The organism is Moraxella oblonga NBRC 102422, from assembly GCF_001598275.1.
Taxonomy (GTDB): Bacteria; Pseudomonadota; Gammaproteobacteria; order Pseudomonadales; family Moraxellaceae; genus Moraxella; species Moraxella oblonga.
In genome coordinates, this window is record NZ_BCYQ01000009.1 from 13,875 (window position 1) to 28,544 (window position 14,670).

The 14,670-nt window shown below is 37.9% G+C and carries 18 protein-coding genes; 11 read left to right on the plus strand and 7 right to left on the minus strand.

Features of this window, described 5'->3' with window-relative positions; all coding sequences use genetic code 11:
• Positions 1-170: 170 nt before the first annotated feature.
• The gene (gene hemE / locus MOB01S_RS03050) at positions 171-1,286 is read left to right on the plus strand and encodes a uroporphyrinogen decarboxylase (RefSeq protein WP_066801687.1); all 1,116 of its coding nucleotides are present in this window, start codon (positions 171-173) and stop codon (positions 1,284-1,286) included.
• 4 nt (positions 1,287-1,290) lie between these two features.
• On the opposite strand, the gene MOB01S_RS03055 is transcribed toward hemE, so the two are convergent.
• Both MOB01S_RS03055 and MOB01S_RS03060 read right to left on the minus strand, forming a co-directional pair.
• Positions 1,291-2,151: a metal ABC transporter permease gene (locus MOB01S_RS03055; RefSeq protein WP_245639986.1), complete on the minus strand. Its 861-nt coding sequence runs from the start codon at positions 2,149-2,151 to the stop codon at positions 1,291-1,293.
• A 36-nt stretch (positions 2,152-2,187) separates the two neighbouring features.
• A complete protein-coding gene (locus MOB01S_RS03060; protein ID WP_066801481.1) occupies positions 2,188-2,607 on the minus strand; it encodes a helix-turn-helix domain-containing protein in 420 nt (139 codons plus the stop codon).
• A 120-nt stretch (positions 2,608-2,727) separates the two neighbouring features.
• Here MOB01S_RS03060 and MOB01S_RS03065 point away from each other — a divergent pair, with 120 nt between their 5' ends.
• The 3 genes from MOB01S_RS03065 to MOB01S_RS03075 all read left to right on the plus strand — a co-directional run bounded on the left by MOB01S_RS03065 (position 2,728) and on the right by MOB01S_RS03075 (position 4,564).
• The gene (locus tag MOB01S_RS03065) at positions 2,728-3,210 is read left to right on the plus strand and encodes a VCBS repeat-containing protein (RefSeq protein ID WP_066801484.1); all 483 of its coding nucleotides are present in this window, start codon (positions 2,728-2,730) and stop codon (positions 3,208-3,210) included.
• A gap of 12 nt (positions 3,211-3,222) precedes the next feature.
• Positions 3,223-3,723, plus strand: a complete 501-nt coding sequence (locus MOB01S_RS03070; protein WP_066801487.1) for a surface-adhesin E family protein — start codon at positions 3,223-3,225, stop codon at positions 3,721-3,723.
• An 85-nt stretch (positions 3,724-3,808) separates the two neighbouring features.
• Positions 3,809-4,564, plus strand: a complete 756-nt coding sequence (locus MOB01S_RS03075; RefSeq protein WP_066801490.1) for a DUF3761 domain-containing protein — start codon at positions 3,809-3,811, stop codon at positions 4,562-4,564.
• A gap of 76 nt (positions 4,565-4,640) precedes the next feature.
• Here the strand turns inward: MOB01S_RS03075 and MOB01S_RS03080 are convergent, their stop codons facing one another.
• The 5 genes from MOB01S_RS03080 to MOB01S_RS03100 form a co-directional block, all read right to left on the minus strand.
• Complete coding sequence (locus MOB01S_RS03080) at positions 4,641-5,480, minus strand: metal ABC transporter permease (protein ID WP_066801492.1); 840 nt, start codon at positions 5,478-5,480, stop codon at positions 4,641-4,643.
• A complete protein-coding gene (locus MOB01S_RS03085) occupies positions 5,473-6,465 on the minus strand; it encodes a metal ABC transporter ATP-binding protein (protein WP_084349597.1) in 993 nt (330 codons plus the stop codon). Before MOB01S_RS03085 ends, MOB01S_RS03080 begins: the two co-directional genes overlap by 8 nt.
• A 130-nt stretch (positions 6,466-6,595) precedes the next feature.
• On the minus strand, positions 6,596-6,898 hold the full coding sequence (locus tag MOB01S_RS03090) for a hypothetical protein (protein WP_066801494.1): 303 nt from the start codon (positions 6,896-6,898) through the stop codon (positions 6,596-6,598).
• Positions 6,899-7,210, minus strand: a complete 312-nt coding sequence (locus MOB01S_RS03095; RefSeq protein WP_066801495.1) for a hypothetical protein — start codon at positions 7,208-7,210, stop codon at positions 6,899-6,901. It abuts the gene before it with no gap.
• 356 nt (positions 7,211-7,566) lie between these two features.
• Positions 7,567-8,487 carry a metal ABC transporter substrate-binding protein gene (locus tag MOB01S_RS03100; protein WP_066801503.1) on the minus strand — a complete coding sequence of 307 codons (921 nt, stop codon included), beginning with the start codon at positions 8,485-8,487 and terminating at the stop codon, positions 7,567-7,569.
• 206 nt (positions 8,488-8,693) lie between these two features.
• Here MOB01S_RS03100 and MOB01S_RS03105 point away from each other — a divergent pair, with 206 nt between their 5' ends.
• The 7 genes from MOB01S_RS03105 to MOB01S_RS03135 all read left to right on the plus strand — a co-directional run bounded on the left by MOB01S_RS03105 (position 8,694) and on the right by MOB01S_RS03135 (position 14,669).
• Positions 8,694-9,566, plus strand: coding sequence for a YwqG family protein (locus tag MOB01S_RS03105; RefSeq protein ID WP_066801505.1), 873 nt, complete (start codon positions 8,694-8,696; stop codon positions 9,564-9,566).
• A 37-nt stretch (positions 9,567-9,603) separates the two neighbouring features.
• Complete coding sequence (der, locus tag MOB01S_RS03110) at positions 9,604-11,025, plus strand: ribosome biogenesis GTPase Der (RefSeq protein WP_066801508.1); 1,422 nt, start codon at positions 9,604-9,606, stop codon at positions 11,023-11,025.
• Positions 11,025-11,327, plus strand: a complete 303-nt coding sequence (locus MOB01S_RS03115; RefSeq protein WP_066801511.1) for a BrnT family toxin — start codon at positions 11,025-11,027, stop codon at positions 11,325-11,327. Before der ends, MOB01S_RS03115 begins: the two co-directional genes overlap by 1 nt.
• Positions 11,317-11,562 (plus strand): hypothetical protein, encoded by a 246-nt coding sequence (locus tag MOB01S_RS03120; RefSeq protein WP_066801515.1) that lies wholly within the window; start codon positions 11,317-11,319, stop codon positions 11,560-11,562. The genes MOB01S_RS03115 and MOB01S_RS03120 overlap by 11 nt, the downstream gene beginning before the upstream one ends.
• 20 nt (positions 11,563-11,582) lie before the next feature.
• Positions 11,583-12,341, plus strand: a complete 759-nt coding sequence (locus MOB01S_RS03125) for a hypothetical protein (RefSeq protein WP_066801518.1) — start codon at positions 11,583-11,585, stop codon at positions 12,339-12,341.
• The gene (locus tag MOB01S_RS03130) at positions 12,338-12,946 is read left to right on the plus strand and encodes an aminotransferase class IV family protein (protein WP_066801521.1); all 609 of its coding nucleotides are present in this window, start codon (positions 12,338-12,340) and stop codon (positions 12,944-12,946) included. Before MOB01S_RS03125 ends, MOB01S_RS03130 begins: the two co-directional genes overlap by 4 nt.
• Positions 12,947-13,457: 511 nt before the next feature.
• Entirely contained in the window at positions 13,458-14,669 is a 1,212-nt protein-coding gene (locus MOB01S_RS03135; protein WP_066801524.1) for an RtcB family protein, read from the plus strand.
• Position 14,670 lies beyond the last annotated feature (1 nt).

The window sequence follows — 14,670 nt, forward strand, 5'->3', positions numbered from 1 at the left end:
TATTAAATGAAGACATTGGGTGGGTGTGATTATTTAAAAATGACACAAACTTTGTTATAATGGTGTACATAATTAAGATTTGGGTATGATATAACCATAAATTGAGTATGGTTTTATGTGGTTTTAATTTGTGGTGATTTTGCACATGTCAAAATATGGAAAATTTTTTTATGTCAATAACTAATCAAAAATTTGCCCCTCTAAAAAACGACCGTCTGCTACGTGCGTTACGCTTTGAACCTGTGGATGCAACCCCTGTGTGGATGATGAGGCAGGCGGGGCGATATTTGCCAGAATATCGTGAAGTACGTGCCAAAGCTGGGGATTTTTTGAGTTTGTGCAAAGATACTGACATGGCAACCGAGGTTACTTTACAGCCTCTACGCCGTTTTGAGCTTGATGCAGCAATCTTGTTTAGTGATATTTTGACAATTCCAGATGCCTTTGGTTTGGGCTTGTATTTTGAAGAAGGTGAAGGCCCTAAATTTAAATACACAGTACGTACACCAACTGACCTTGAACGCCTGCCGAAGATTGATGTTGCCAACCAGCTTGATTATGTACTGAAAGCGGTAACCAATATTCGTAAAGAGCTAAACGGTCAAGTACCCTTGTTTGGATTTAGTGGTTCACCTTGGACACTTGCCACTTATATGGTGGAAGGGGGTTCTAGTCGTGAATTTCGCCATACCAAAGAGATGATGTACGCACGCCCTGAGTTTTTGCACGCCTTACTTACCAAAATTAGCGATGCGGTCGTGGATTATTTGGATGCTCAAATCATCGCAGGGGCGAATTTGGTGCAAATTTTTGACAGTTGGGGCGGGGCATTGGGGCATCGCCAATTTATTGAGTTTAGCCACAACTATAACAAAGACATCATTGCTCGTTTAAAGGTTAAACATCCTGATGTGCCTGTGGTGATGTTTACTAAAGGTGGTGGGTTGTGGGTGGATGTGCAAGCAGAAAGCCAAGCAGATGCTATTGGGTTGGATTGGACGGTACGGCTTGATAAGGCTCGTTTGACACTCAATGAAGCGCAACGTGCTCTCACCATCGCCACCAAAAAACTTCAAAAACCCAAAGCCATACAGGGTAACCTAGACCCTGCTACATTGTACGGTTCACCAGCTACTATCAAACAGGCGGTTCATGATATGCTTTCGGATGCTTATCGTGCAGACAAAACAGGTTATGTAGCAAATTTTGGACACGGGATTACTCAATGGGTCAAGCCAGAACACGCCAAAGTATTTGTTGATGCGGTACATGACTTTAAGATTTGACATATTAAGAAGAAAGGGGGTTGTTGTCAACCCCATTGACATGAATATGTCTTTTAAACTTATGCACCATCATCGCCCCCATAAACAACACCGCCTGACACAGCACAATCGTTGCCCCTGTTGCCGAATCCAAATGAAAACTTGCCAACACTCCCACCGTACTACTAATAATGCTACTAATAATAGCAATGGCAAGCATTGGCAAAAAGCGTTTGGTTAATAAAAAGGCGGTAATCCCAGGGGAGATGAGCATTGCCACCACCAAAATCACCCCCACTGCATTCATCGCTACCACAATGGTTGCACACAACAGCACAAGCAGTCCATAATGCAAGGCGTTTACGGACAGTCCTGCGATTTTGGCTTGGGCGGTATCAAAGGCATATAACAAAAAATCACGGTATTTAATCAAAATCAAAAGTAGCACCGCCACCGATACCGCCACCACTTGCCAAAGCAGGGTATTTGAAATGCCCAAAAGATTGCCAAACAAAATGTGCTTTAAATGCTCGCCTGTATTTAATTTGGTAAATGCCACCAGTCCAAAAGCAAACATTGATGAAAAAACAATGCCCATTAGGGTGTCTTCTTTGATACGAGTGTGGTTTTTTAAAAACCCCACCGATACGGCACACAAAAGCCCTGCCAAAAATGCCCCAAGCATTAAGGGTAAGCCCAAAATGCTTGCCACCACCACGCCCAAAAACACGCCGTGCGATATGGCATCACCCATCAATGACCAGCCCTTTAAGACAACAAAACACGACAAAACTGCACAAACAGACGACACCGCAATGGAGGCAATCAAGGCGTGTTGCATAAAGGTATGGGCAAGCGGGTCTAGGAAAAATTGGGTTGGGGTCATTTTTGATTACTCATTTTTTAAATTATCTTAATAACATCATAAAGTTTCCAAAATAGGTGTGGCAGAATTGATAATTTGCTTTAAGACTTTAATATAATCATCTTTTTGTGCCAAGAGTTCATCTTTGTGAGTAATTATAAGGTGTAGTTTTTGTATTTCTGATTTTAATTGAATGATTTCTTTTTCTAGTTTTTCATTACCGTTATAATAATTATTATTGCCGTGATAATTTTCACCAATTTGGTAAACGATATTTTGATTATCCATTTTTAGTAAGTCAAACAATTCTACGCCCAAAATATTAGCGATTTCATTTAGGCGTTTTAGATTTGGCATACTTTTACCCTGCTCAATCTTGGCATAGCCATTACGAGTAATGTCTAGCTTCTCCGCCATTTGTTCTTGGGTTAAATCGTGTTTTTCTCTTAGTTCACGAATACTTTCAAAGTCAATCATCTTTTTTCCTTAAAATACTTACTGGCAGTTGGCAAATGGGGAGTGGGAGTTGGTTTAAAGATTTGTAAAATTATTGTACCATAGGGGAAATTATTTGGCAAACCAAAACGGAAGTATTTTATGAAAATTTATCACACCCTGATTGCTCTAATAGTACTTAGTGTTCCAGCATTAGCAAATGCAAACAATCTAAACACGCTTATCAATCAAGAAGCAAAAAAGGCGACACAATTTTTAAACAAAGAAGACGCCAAAACAACAGGTTACAAATACCATTTAGCCAACAAAAAAATCCATTATGCTGACATAAATAAAGACGGCAAAAAAGATGCAGTGGTTGCATTGTATTATTGCGAAAAACAATCGTGTCATATGACAACCAATGTTTTTGATGTAGCGGTATTTTTAAACACTGGCAATGGTAATTATAAATATGCTTCTGCTTATACATTAGGATTAACAGGAGACTTGACTGTCAAAAACGGCATTATTTATGCCAATACTTTATCTTATATAGAACACGAAGACCCTGATTGTTGTCCATCTCATAAAGCATTGGTTAAACTAAAATTTAATAATGGCAAGTTAATTCAAGTTAGATAACAGGATATTAAAATGAAGAAGTTAATATTAGCAAGTATGTTATTGGCAAGCAGTCAAATGGCAATGGCGGTAAATTGGGTATATATCGGTCAAGATAACAGAAGTTTCTTGGGAATGACCCAAAACAATGAAATGGTATACGGAACTATTCATAGTTATATTGATAAAGACAGTATTTTAATTAAGAAAATACCTAATGGAAGTCCATATATTTCTGTATGGGTAAATACAAGATACCAAAAACCATTTTTTGGAATTCCAAGATACGAAATGGAAGTATATCAGTTTAAGTCCATAATTTACTTTGATTGCAATAAACGCTCTGTTGCTACTGGATATATGTCTGCTTATGATAAGAATGGACACTTAATTACTCCAAATTCATTAGACTTTATTGTGAGAAACAACAATCTGTTAAAAAGTGATTTTGTTCCAAATGACTGGAAAAAAGTTGTTCCCGATACAATAACAGAAAAGGAATTAAATACCGTATGTTCTTGGGTAAAACAATAAATCAATTATGGATAAATTCTTTCTCTTTGTTTTTATGATAATAATTTGTGGTTATCTATGGACAGACAACCACAATCGTAAATTAATGAAAAACTTCAATCATCAATTAAGCCACCATTATAAAAAAGCCGTTCAAGGAGAATTATCATCACAAAAAGAACTGGCGAGACTTTATAGTCGTGGTGCAGATTTATTTTTTTCAAATAATAATGGCAAAAATTTGCACACTTCTGCCTATTGGTATGAACAAGCCGCCAAACAAGGGGATATGGATTGCCAATTTACTATTGCCAATATTTATGAAAACGGCATAGGAATACAGGTCAATTTGCAAAATGCCAATTATTGGTATTATCAAGCATCGTTACAGGGCGACAGTTTATCCCAACATAGATTGGCTCAAAATTTTGAAAATGGCAATGGTATTACTCAAAGTTATCAAGACGCAATGTATTGGTACACAAAATTAGCCGAACAAGGAAATAAACAAGCTATTTATAAAGTGGGTGTGGTATATGATGACGGCTTATGGGGATTTACCGAAAATAATGAGTTGGCATTATTTTGGTTGGATAAATTAGACCCCAATAATAAAAACAGTCCATTTGATTTGCGTAGCAGGTTAATTATATTAAAAAATCCAATAGATTTAAGCAAAGTACAAGCAAATCAAATTCAAATCCCCCAACAACAATACACCAATACAAACAAATACTATTCATCAGAGCATTATGGATATAGCAAAGAGCCTACTGCTCAATGTTGGGACGGTACTTATAGTTACAGTTTGGGTAAGCGTGGTGTTTGTTCTAGACACGGCGGTGTCAAATATTGGTTTTAATTTTACAAGCATTCCCTGCAAAATTCACTTTCATTTTAAAAATCAAAACTTTTAAATTTTGCAACAACCTGTTGCACTATTCCACCTTCCCCCTATTTCTCAAATACCCAAACTTCCCTGAAAACAAAAACGCCAAAATAAACAAAATCCCCTGCAAAGACACAATCACCCCACCTGTCGCCCCATCAAGAAAATAGGACAAATAAACACCCAGTCCGCCAGTTACCACGCCAATGGCGATGGCGATTTTGATGATTTGTGAAAATTTGTCGGAGAGCTGATAGGCGGTTGCCCCAGGGGTTACCACCATTGAGATGACCAAAATCGCCCCCACCGTTTGCAAACTTGCCACCACGCACGCCGAAAGCAAACTAAAAAATAACACCTTTAAGACTTTGGGATTTAGTCCGCTTGCCACCGCTTGCACTTCATCAAAAAAGGTCAAAGTCAAGTCTTTAAAAAACACCAACAAAAACCCCAAAGCCACCGCCATTACCACGCCCACTTGCCAAACATCAGCACTTGCAATACCCAAAATATTACCAAAAATAATCTCTTGCACATTGACCGCCGTAGGGTTTAGCGAAATGATAAACAAGCCTAAGGCAAAAAAGAAAGTAAAAATAAAGCCAATGACCGCATCTTCTTTTAGGGCGGTGATGGATTTTATCCAAAGAATTGCCAAAGTCGCCAAAAACCCTGACAAAAACGCCCCCACCGCAAAGGGTAATCCAAGTGCATAAGCAATCGCCACCCCCGGCACAACGGCGTGCGAAAGGGCATCGCCAATCAATGACCAGCCCTTTAACATCAAAAAACACGACAAAAACGCACACACCCCACCAACGGTTGCACTCATCACCATTGCCGTGTTCATATAGTCATAAGAAAAGGGTTCAAAGAGTAGTTCAATCATCGCCATCTTCCCCATTTTTCTTAGGACTTGGTTCGTTTTGTAGGGTTTTGGGGTTGTAGATGATGGGGGCTTGCAGGTGCTGTTTGGGGCTGGCTCTGTGGTAATTTTTGCTCATATTCTTTTTGGCAATCTCGTCTTGGCAACTGGCATCGCAATTATCATTGCCATAAAACACCGCAGGCACTTCATCGTCCGCCAAAATGGTCACGCTTCTGGTATCGTCATCATCGTGTAAATCACGCCCACCAATACGGATTTGACGCAAAACCCCACCAAACACCATTGCCAAATTCTCTTGGGTAAAGGTGCTTTGTGTATCGCCCACCGCCAAAACGGTGCGGTTTATCATCACCACTTGGTCACAAAATTCAGGGATTGTGCCTAAGTTGTGCGTGGAGATTAAGACCAAATGTCCACTTGCTTTTAATTCTAACAAAAGGGTCATAATCGCCTGTTCGGTCTTGACATCAACCCCTGTAAACGGCTCATCAAGCAGGATAATTTTGCTTTCTTGGGCAAGCGAACGAGCCAAAAACACCCGCTTTTTTTGACCACCAGACAACTCGCTGATTTGGCGATTTGCCAAACTTTCAATGCCCACTCGTGCCATCGCCTCACGCACTTTGTCTTTGTCGGCTTGTTTGGGGATTCTTAAAAAATTCATATAGCCATAACGCCCCATCATCACTACATCTAAGACCGACACAGGAAATTGCCAATCCACTTCTTCGGCTTGGGGAACATAGGCGACAAGGTTTTGTTTTAGGGCTTTTTTGATGGGCAAATTGCACAATTTGATTTGCCCTGTTGTGGGCGTAACCAGCCCCATAATGGACTTAAACAGCGTGGATTTGCCAGAGCCATTGACCCCCACCAAGGCACAAATCGTCCCCCCAGTTAGGTCAAAATTGACATCGTTTAGGGCGGTGTGTCCGTTGGGATAGCGGACAGAGACATTGGCAACGCTGATACTGGCGGTGGTCATAGGGTAAACTTTAATTCCATTATTGGATTGGGGCATTTATTTTAAAAGATAATAAGCATTTTTTAAAGTGATTTTTGTAAGGATTTTTGATTGAAAAAATCAATCGTTTTTTTAAAGTGTTTGGACAAAATCAAACACTGGCAAGTGCAGTTATTGTCAAAAATACGCTTTTCACATACAGCCATTGCAAGATGCCAATGAGCCAAAATTTATATCGCCAATTTGTCAAATAAATAAGTAGCGTTGCAATCATTGCGATTAATGCAATAATGCCTGTTTCTAGCAAGAAAAAGGGGGCAAATACACTAACAAACAATCCTGCTAAGGTATCCAATAATGAAATTTCTGATACCAAATATTGATAAAACCCAAAACCAATATAATAAATCCAAGATGATAATGCTATCAAATATTCAATACTGCGTTTTATCATTTAAACTCCTGCTACCCACTCCCCACACCAAAAGCACAAATAAAGATAACTCCAACCAATAGCAGACCATATCCAAAATTTATACTTACATTTTCTAACCAAAAAGGCAATGACAGCCATTGTTATTAATATACCAACTATGACAAGACTCACACCTTCAATCCCAAGAAAGATTATAATAAACGGAATAAATAAACCAAACAAAAAATTACCAATCACATCAACCGATACTGATTTGTTGTGATAAATAAAATAGCCAATAAAGAAAATCAACGGCGATAGCAAAACAAAATACTCTATTTTATTTTTCATATTTTAATCCATTGACAAAATAACGATTGGTTTTATTTTTAATCTCAAAAGAAAACCCATTGAATAATCACCAAAATCGCCATCATCGCAAATAACATATTTATTGTATAATGAAACTTTTTATGCCAATGACTTTTAAAATAAACATCGCTTTTTTTTACTCAAATCAAACGCAGGGGCTTTTTATAATAAGACCAATTAACGATAAGCTCCAACAACAAAACCAAACAAATGTCTTTAATCGGATTTACCCATTCCATTTTTCAAAACCAATTTAAAGTAGCTATTGGGATAATTTTATCATAAAAAGGGCGAACTTAAAATTCGCCCCTACGCCCATTTTGGCGTAATGACGGTTATTTTGTCGCACTCTCAAACCCATCGGCAATCGTTCCGACTGTCACATTTAACAAATCCAAATAAGTTGGCACTTTGCCACCGCTTTCAGAAAGACTATCCACATACAAAACACCGCCATATTTTGAACCCGTCTCGGTGGCGACTTGTTTCATCGGCTTGTCGCTAATCGTGCTTTCGCTAAACACCACAGGGATTTTGTTGGCTTTGACCGTATCAATGACCGCCTTGACTTGCTTGGGCGTGCCTTGTTGTTCGGCATTGACCGCCCAAATATAGACCTCTTGTAGCCCATAATCTTTTGCCAAATAACTAAACGCCCCTTCACTGGTAACCAGCCAGCGATATTCTTGGGGGATTTTGCTAAGTTTTTCACGCAAAGGCGTGTCTAAGTCCTTGATTTTTTGGGCATAATCTTGGGCGTTTTTGGTATAAGTGTCGGCATTGGCAGGGTCTACCTTAATCAGAGCATTTTTGATATTTTCTACATAAATCAAGCCATTAGAAGGCGACATCCAAGCGTGCGGATTGGGCAAATCCTTGTACGCCCCTTCGGTAATCGGCAAGGGCGTGATACCGTCTGTTACGGTGGCACTTGGGACATTTTTGGCGTTTTCATAAAATTTGTCAAACCAGCGTTCTAAGTTTAGCCCATTGTGCAAAATCAGCCCTGCGTTTTGCACTCGTGCAATGTCTTGGGGGGTTGGCTCATAGTCGTGAATCTCCGCCCCTGCTTTGGTGATGGAGACCACTTCGGCTTTGTCGCCTGCCACATTTTGGGCAATGTCGGCAATGACAGTAAAGGTGGTGGCAATAACCAGTTTGTCATTGGTAGGACTTGGGGTAGGTTGGGTACTAGATTCGCCACCACAGCCAGCAAGCATGAGAGTAAAGGTTACGGTCAAAATTTTGATTTTCATGGATATTGTCCAAATTTAAAATGATAATAATACTCATTATCATATAAATTGTCAAGTATGGTATGACAATAAAGTGTCATAGATTATAAGAAAAAATCCCACTTTTGTAAATGTGATTTATTTTGGGGGGTGGTTGTGCTAGAATAGACAGCCAGATATTAGATGTAATTAGTAAACAGTTGTAATTGTTTGTCATAGAGATAGCCATGAATATCGCTGATTTGCCCAAACCCCTACAAACCCTGCTTGAACTTTCCAAAAGACAAGTTGTCAAGGTCAATTTAACCGCCAGCGACAATACTTGGCAAGCGGATACATTAAGCAAAATTGGTGGCATTGGTTATTTGCCAATGGGCGAGTCTTATCCCACCAATGAACAAGGCGAACCCTTAGCATTATTATTTCAATTAAACTTTGAGCAATTAGCCAATGAAGTGGATATTAGCCAATTGGCTTATAAATTACCGAATAAGGGGATTTTGCAGGTTTATATTGGAAATACAAAGTTTTATGGTTTGGAAAATTTTGATAATTATTATCCGAGCAATAATTATCAAGTGCGTTTTTGGCAAGATTGTAAATTGCCAATCAATGAAATTCTCTTAAATGATGTAATTCAAAAACTTAAAGAAAACTTTATAGATTTGCCTTTCAATAATAAGGAATTTCAATATTTTATGGATTTTGATTTATATGAACAATTTTGTCATCTAAATTGTTTTGAGTACAAGTTATTATTGCAAAAAGATTTTCCAGAAATTTTAAATTCTGATATGTATGAATATTTATTAAGTATTGGTATTGATAATCCCGATGACAGTATGGAGCAATATTATAATTGTGTCGTTAGTCAAAATAGTCAGGTGTTGGGTTATCCAAATTTTGTGCAAACTGATTTTAGAAATTATACAAAAGAAATGCAAGCGTATATTTCTTTATTTCAATTAGAGACAAAATATTATTTTGATGAGAGAGATATTGAATGGCGAGATGGCGGTGTTGCCAACTTTTTTATTCACCCCAATGATTTAAAAAACAAAGACTTTTCCAAACTTGTTTTTCATTGGGATTGTTATTAATAACATTCTTAAAAAATTTAAAAAAGAGTATTAAAAAATGAGTTTAAAACCCGTTATTGCCCTTATCGGTCGCCCCAATGTTGGCAAATCCACCCTGTTTAACCAATTTACCAAATCTCGCCAAGCCTTAGTTGCTGACCTTGCTGGATTGACACGAGACCGTCAGTATGGCGATGTGTTTTTTGAAAACAAATCCTTTATTGTCATTGACACAGGTGGTATTGGCGAGGCTGATGACGGCACAGGTAGCATTGATGATTATATGGCAAGCCAGTCCTACACCGCCATTCACGAGGCAGACCGTGTGGTGTTTGTAGTGGATGCACGAGCAGGTATTACGCCAAGCGATGAGGAAATCGCTCGCTTTTTGCATTCGCTTGGTAAACAAGTGTACCTTGTCGCCAATAAAACAGACGGTGTTCACGAAGCTGGTATTGCCGAATTTTTCTCCTTAGGTTTGGGTGAGCCGTATCCTACTTCGGCAAGTCACGGCAAGGGCGTAACCAGCCTTCTAGAAGTCATCACCGCCGATATGAGTGAGGACGAAGCACTTGATGAGCCTGATGAGAGTAGCCTAAAACTTGCCATCATCGGCAGACCCAATGTCGGCAAATCCACGCTGGTCAACCGTCTTTTGGGCGAGGAGCGGGTGGTGGTCTTTGATATGCCCGGTACAACAAGGGATAGCATTTATATTCCTTTTGAACGAGAGGGCAGGTCTTATACGCTGATTGACACCGCAGGGGTTCGCCGTCGTGGTCGTATTGATGAAAAGGTGGAAAAATTTAGTGTTATCAAGACCTTACAAGCCATCAAAGACGCCAATGTGGTGGTGTTGGTGATTGATGCTCACGAGGGCATTGTGGATCAAGATTTGCATATGCTAGGCTATGCTCTTGATGCTGGGCGGGCGATTGTGATTGCCATCAACAAATGGGACGGCTTAAATGATGAACAAAAAAAGGTCATCAAAGCTGAGATTGACCGCCGTTTTAACTTTGTGCCTTATGTCAAAATCCATCTCATCTCTGCCTTGTATGGCAATGGCGTAGGTAATTTGTACCCGTCCATTCACAAAGCCTATGATGCCTCAATGTTTAAGGTTTCAACCTCTCGCTTGACGCAAATTCTCCAAGATGCGGTGGAAAACCACCAACCGCCAATGGTCGGTGGTCGCCGTATCAAGCTAAGATATGCTCATCTGGGCGGTCATAATCCGCCTGTGATTGTCATTCACGGTAATCAAACTTCCGCCTTGCCAAAGTCTTATCAACGCTATTTGGAAAATATTTATCGTAATATTTTTCAATTAGAAGGCACGCCTTTGCAAATTGAGTTTAAACAAAATGACAACCCCTATAAAGACAAAAAAAATCCCAAAGTCAAAAATAAAGCCCGTGCAATGCGAGAGAAAAAACGCATTGCTGAGTTTAAGAAACGAGAAAAAAAGAGAAAGTAATGCCAACGATATTTAAACACGGAATTTACTTTTATTGGAATGACAATAAATTTAAATTGGTGTATGATAATAGAGAGGTGAGTTTTGATGAGGTTATTTCGATATTTGATGACCCTTATCAACTAACTAATATCGATAGTCGCTTTGATTATGATGAACTTCGTATGCGTACAGTTGGTATGTCTAATGAAGGCAGATTATTGGTAGTCGCTTGGGTACAAACTTCTGATGATGAAATTACTATCATCACTGTATTTAAACCTGCTCACACACAAATTAAGGAGTATCAAAATGCAAGATAAACCCATAAAAGAAATTGAAGTGGCTGAATTTGTGGTAACTGCCCAAGATAATGTAATGCCAGATGTATTAAAAAGGTATCAAGCCAATAAAGTCAAAGGTCAAGAAAATTTTCCAAAATATAAAGAAATTACAGCATTATTTGATGATGATGTCATTGATATTTTGGTTAATTTGCCAAAAACAAATAAAGACCGTCAAATCATCAATGGGCTTATTCGGGCGGTCTATGCTTAATGGATTGATGTTTAAAATTTATGTTTAAAAATATCCGTATTTTAATCCTGCTGTGTATTCTTTTGATTGTGGCGGTTAATGCCTTTGATGATAAAAATCACAATTGGCAAAAGGCAACTTATGTCTATTTATTTCCCATCAATATGGATAATGATGATAAGGTACAAACTTATATCAATACTTTAAATGAAAAAGAGTTTGCCCAAATCAATGACTATATCAAAGAGCAAGCCAAACGCTATCATCAATCGGTAACAATTTATTATCGCTTTGGAGAACAGGTTAAAGAAATTCCGCCTGCTGTACCTAGAAATGGCGGTATTATGGATGCGATTATTTGGAGTTTAAAATTTCGCTATTATCATTTTAAACACAAACCAGATACACCCTTTAAGCCTGATTTGACACTTTATTTGCAGTATCATAGCCCAAATAAGCATATTTTAACAGAAACTTCCACCGCCCTACAAAACGGTCGTATTGGGGTGGTAAACTTGTTTGGCACGGATAAAAAAACTGCCAACAATAATGTTGTCATCGCCCACGAATCTTTGCACGGATTTGGGGCAACGGATAAATATGATTTAAAAACAGGCATTCCCTTATATCCACAAGGGTATGCCAATCCTAGCCAAAACCCTGTTTTACCGCAAAAACAAGCTGAATTGATGGCAGTGCATATTCCTATCAGTCAAGATAAATTTGAAATGGCACGAGAATTAAAACAAACCGTGGTAGGTGAATTAACCGCCAAAGAAATTGGGTGGATTAAAAAATGACAACTTTATTTGAAACCCTAGCTATTAAAAACGGACAAATTTTAAATTTGGTTTATCATAATAAACGCTTTAAACAGGGGCAAATTCTTTTAAATCGCCAAACAATGATTGATGATATTGCCAGTTTAATTGACATTCCCAGTCATTTTAAGGATAATCAGTTAATTCGTTGTCGTGTTACTTATAATAACGATGATATAAAAGTGGCATATTTTGACTATACACCAAAGCCCATCACCTCTTTTAAATTGATAGAATACAATAAGATTGACTATGCTTATAAATACGATGATAGAAGTGTATTAACTTCTCTTTTGTCGCAAAAAGGCAATTGCGATGAAGTTATTATTATCAAAAATGGTTTTGTTACTGATTGTTCCATTGGCAATTTATTATTTTTTAAAAATAATCATTGGTACACCCCCAATACACCACTTTTAGAAGGGGCACAAAGGGCGTATTTATTGGATAAACAAATGATTAAATTAGCCAGCATTCAACAAAATGATATTTGGCATTATGAAAAAATAATGATGATCAATGCCCTAAATGGCTTTGATGAGGATAGGGCGGTAGAGATTGCCCATGCTCTTTATGATAACTAGTTATAAAAATAAGTTATTTATTGATATATTTTTATAACTTATTTTCATTTATAAAAATCGCTCACTTTATAAAAAAATCCTTGACTTTTTATTTTAAACATTTATTATATGCACATTCACGCACGTTTGTGCATTCCATTCACCCAAACAGCAATAGGAGTAAAAGATGTCTGTATTTTCTTACACACTAACAAGACAAACCGTTTTGACTGTTTGGGCAATTCGTCTGTGATTTTTATTTAATTTCACACCCACTTTCAGACGGTGAAAGCCTTTATTGTTAAGGCTTGCGCCGTTTTTTATTGCCCAGATTTCATTTTTACAGTCCTTTTCGGTTTTACTTTTCTAATTCATTTATTCATGTCATTTTTATGATTAAAAATGATTGGGGGAGTATTGTCTTTAATTATTCAAATACCAAAATTTAATATTTGTGGTAATGGGGTTTTATTGTCTATTGATTTTTATGTTCTTTTAAAATCCCAAATACCAAAAAAGAGATTTTTTTATTATGCCTATTCAATTAACTTTAAACAAAAATGCCAAAATCGGTAAAGGCGTACCTGTTAAAATTTTTACCAATGATATTGAAGATGATGCCATACGCCAACTGCGTACTTTATCACAACTGCCCTTTGTTCATTCTCATATTGCCGTAATGCCCGATGTCCATATTGGTAAAGGAGCAACGGTTGGTTCTGTTATTCCAACCGTTGATGCCATTATTCCATCGGCGGTGGGCGTGGATATTGGCTGTGGAATGAATGCTGTTCGTTTGTCTATTAAGGCAAATCAATTGCCTGATAATTTGGCAAAAGTGCGAACCGCCATTGAACAAAAAGTGCCTGTTGGCTTTAATCAACATCAATCCATTAGTGTAAAAATGAGTACGCTTGACCCATTAGCCAAACGCCTAAAAGTCATTACCGATAAACACAAAGGTTTATTAAAAATGCTCAAAAATTTTGATAGAACTTGGGCAAAACAATTGGGTACTTTGGGCGGTGGCAATCATTTTATTGAACTTTGTATTGATGAAAATGATGATGTTTGGATAATGCTCCATTCTGGCTCTCGTGGTATTGGGGCGTGTATTGGCGAATATTTTATTGCTCTTGCCAAAAAAGAAAATGAAAGCCGTTTTGGTTATCCGCCCGATAAAGAATTGGCTTATTTTGCCCAAGGTTCACAATATTTTAATGATTATGTAATGGCAGTAACTTGGGCACAAGATTATGCTTTTGAAAATCGGCGTGAAATGATGCGACTTATTTTAAATGTTTTAAAAAATGAATTGCCCCATTTTGTTCCCACCAAAGAAGCCATTAATTGCCATCATAATTATGTCAATATAGAAACACATTTTGGCAAAGAAGTGTTTGTTACTCGTAAAGGGGCAATTCGTGCTTATCAAGATGAACTTGGTATTATTCCAGGCAGTATGGGAGCAAAGTCCTATATTGTTAAGGGCAAAGGCAATTCTGAGAGTTTTTGTAGTTGTTCGCACGGGGCGGGCAGACGATTAAGTCGGGGTAAGGCAATTCGCTCATTTAGCATTGATGATTTAAAGGCTCAAACGGTTGGTATTGAATGCCGAAAAGATAAAGGTGTGATTGATGAAATCCCAATGGCTTATAAAGACATTGATGAAGTAATGGCAAATCAAAATGATTTGGTAGAAGTCGTCCATACATTAAGACAAGTGATGTGTATTAAGGGATGAG

Excerpts from the sequence above, each read along its gene's own strand:
- hemE (WP_066801687.1), top strand. The coding sequence starts at position 171 with ATGTCAATAACTAATCAAAAATTTGCCCCTCTAAAAAACGACCGTCTG.
- MOB01S_RS03055 (WP_245639986.1), bottom strand. The coding sequence starts at position 2,151 with ATGACCCCAACCCAATTTTTCCTAGACCCGCTTGCCCATACCTTTATG.
- MOB01S_RS03060 (WP_066801481.1), bottom strand. The coding sequence starts at position 2,607 with ATGATTGACTTTGAAAGTATTCGTGAACTAAGAGAAAAACACGATTTA.
- MOB01S_RS03065 (WP_066801484.1), top strand. The coding sequence starts at position 2,728 with ATGAAAATTTATCACACCCTGATTGCTCTAATAGTACTTAGTGTTCCA.
- MOB01S_RS03070 (WP_066801487.1), top strand. The coding sequence starts at position 3,223 with ATGAAGAAGTTAATATTAGCAAGTATGTTATTGGCAAGCAGTCAAATG.
- MOB01S_RS03075 (WP_066801490.1), top strand. The coding sequence starts at position 3,809 with ATGAAAAACTTCAATCATCAATTAAGCCACCATTATAAAAAAGCCGTT.
- MOB01S_RS03080 (WP_066801492.1), bottom strand. The coding sequence starts at position 5,480 with ATGATTGAACTACTCTTTGAACCCTTTTCTTATGACTATATGAACACG.
- MOB01S_RS03085 (WP_084349597.1), bottom strand. The coding sequence starts at position 6,465 with ATGACCACCGCCAGTATCAGCGTTGCCAATGTCTCTGTCCGCTATCCC.
- MOB01S_RS03090 (WP_066801494.1), bottom strand. The coding sequence starts at position 6,898 with ATGATAAAACGCAGTATTGAATATTTGATAGCATTATCATCTTGGATT.
- MOB01S_RS03095 (WP_066801495.1), bottom strand. The coding sequence starts at position 7,210 with ATGAAAAATAAAATAGAGTATTTTGTTTTGCTATCGCCGTTGATTTTC.
- MOB01S_RS03100 (WP_066801503.1), bottom strand. The coding sequence starts at position 8,487 with ATGAAAATCAAAATTTTGACCGTAACCTTTACTCTCATGCTTGCTGGC.
- MOB01S_RS03105 (WP_066801505.1), top strand. The coding sequence starts at position 8,694 with ATGAATATCGCTGATTTGCCCAAACCCCTACAAACCCTGCTTGAACTT.
- der (WP_066801508.1), top strand. The coding sequence starts at position 9,604 with ATGAGTTTAAAACCCGTTATTGCCCTTATCGGTCGCCCCAATGTTGGC.
- MOB01S_RS03115 (WP_066801511.1), top strand. The coding sequence starts at position 11,025 with ATGCCAACGATATTTAAACACGGAATTTACTTTTATTGGAATGACAAT.
- MOB01S_RS03120 (WP_066801515.1), top strand. The coding sequence starts at position 11,317 with ATGCAAGATAAACCCATAAAAGAAATTGAAGTGGCTGAATTTGTGGTA.
- MOB01S_RS03125 (WP_066801518.1), top strand. The coding sequence starts at position 11,583 with ATGTTTAAAAATATCCGTATTTTAATCCTGCTGTGTATTCTTTTGATT.
- MOB01S_RS03130 (WP_066801521.1), top strand. The coding sequence starts at position 12,338 with ATGACAACTTTATTTGAAACCCTAGCTATTAAAAACGGACAAATTTTA.
- MOB01S_RS03135 (WP_066801524.1), top strand. The coding sequence starts at position 13,458 with ATGCCTATTCAATTAACTTTAAACAAAAATGCCAAAATCGGTAAAGGC.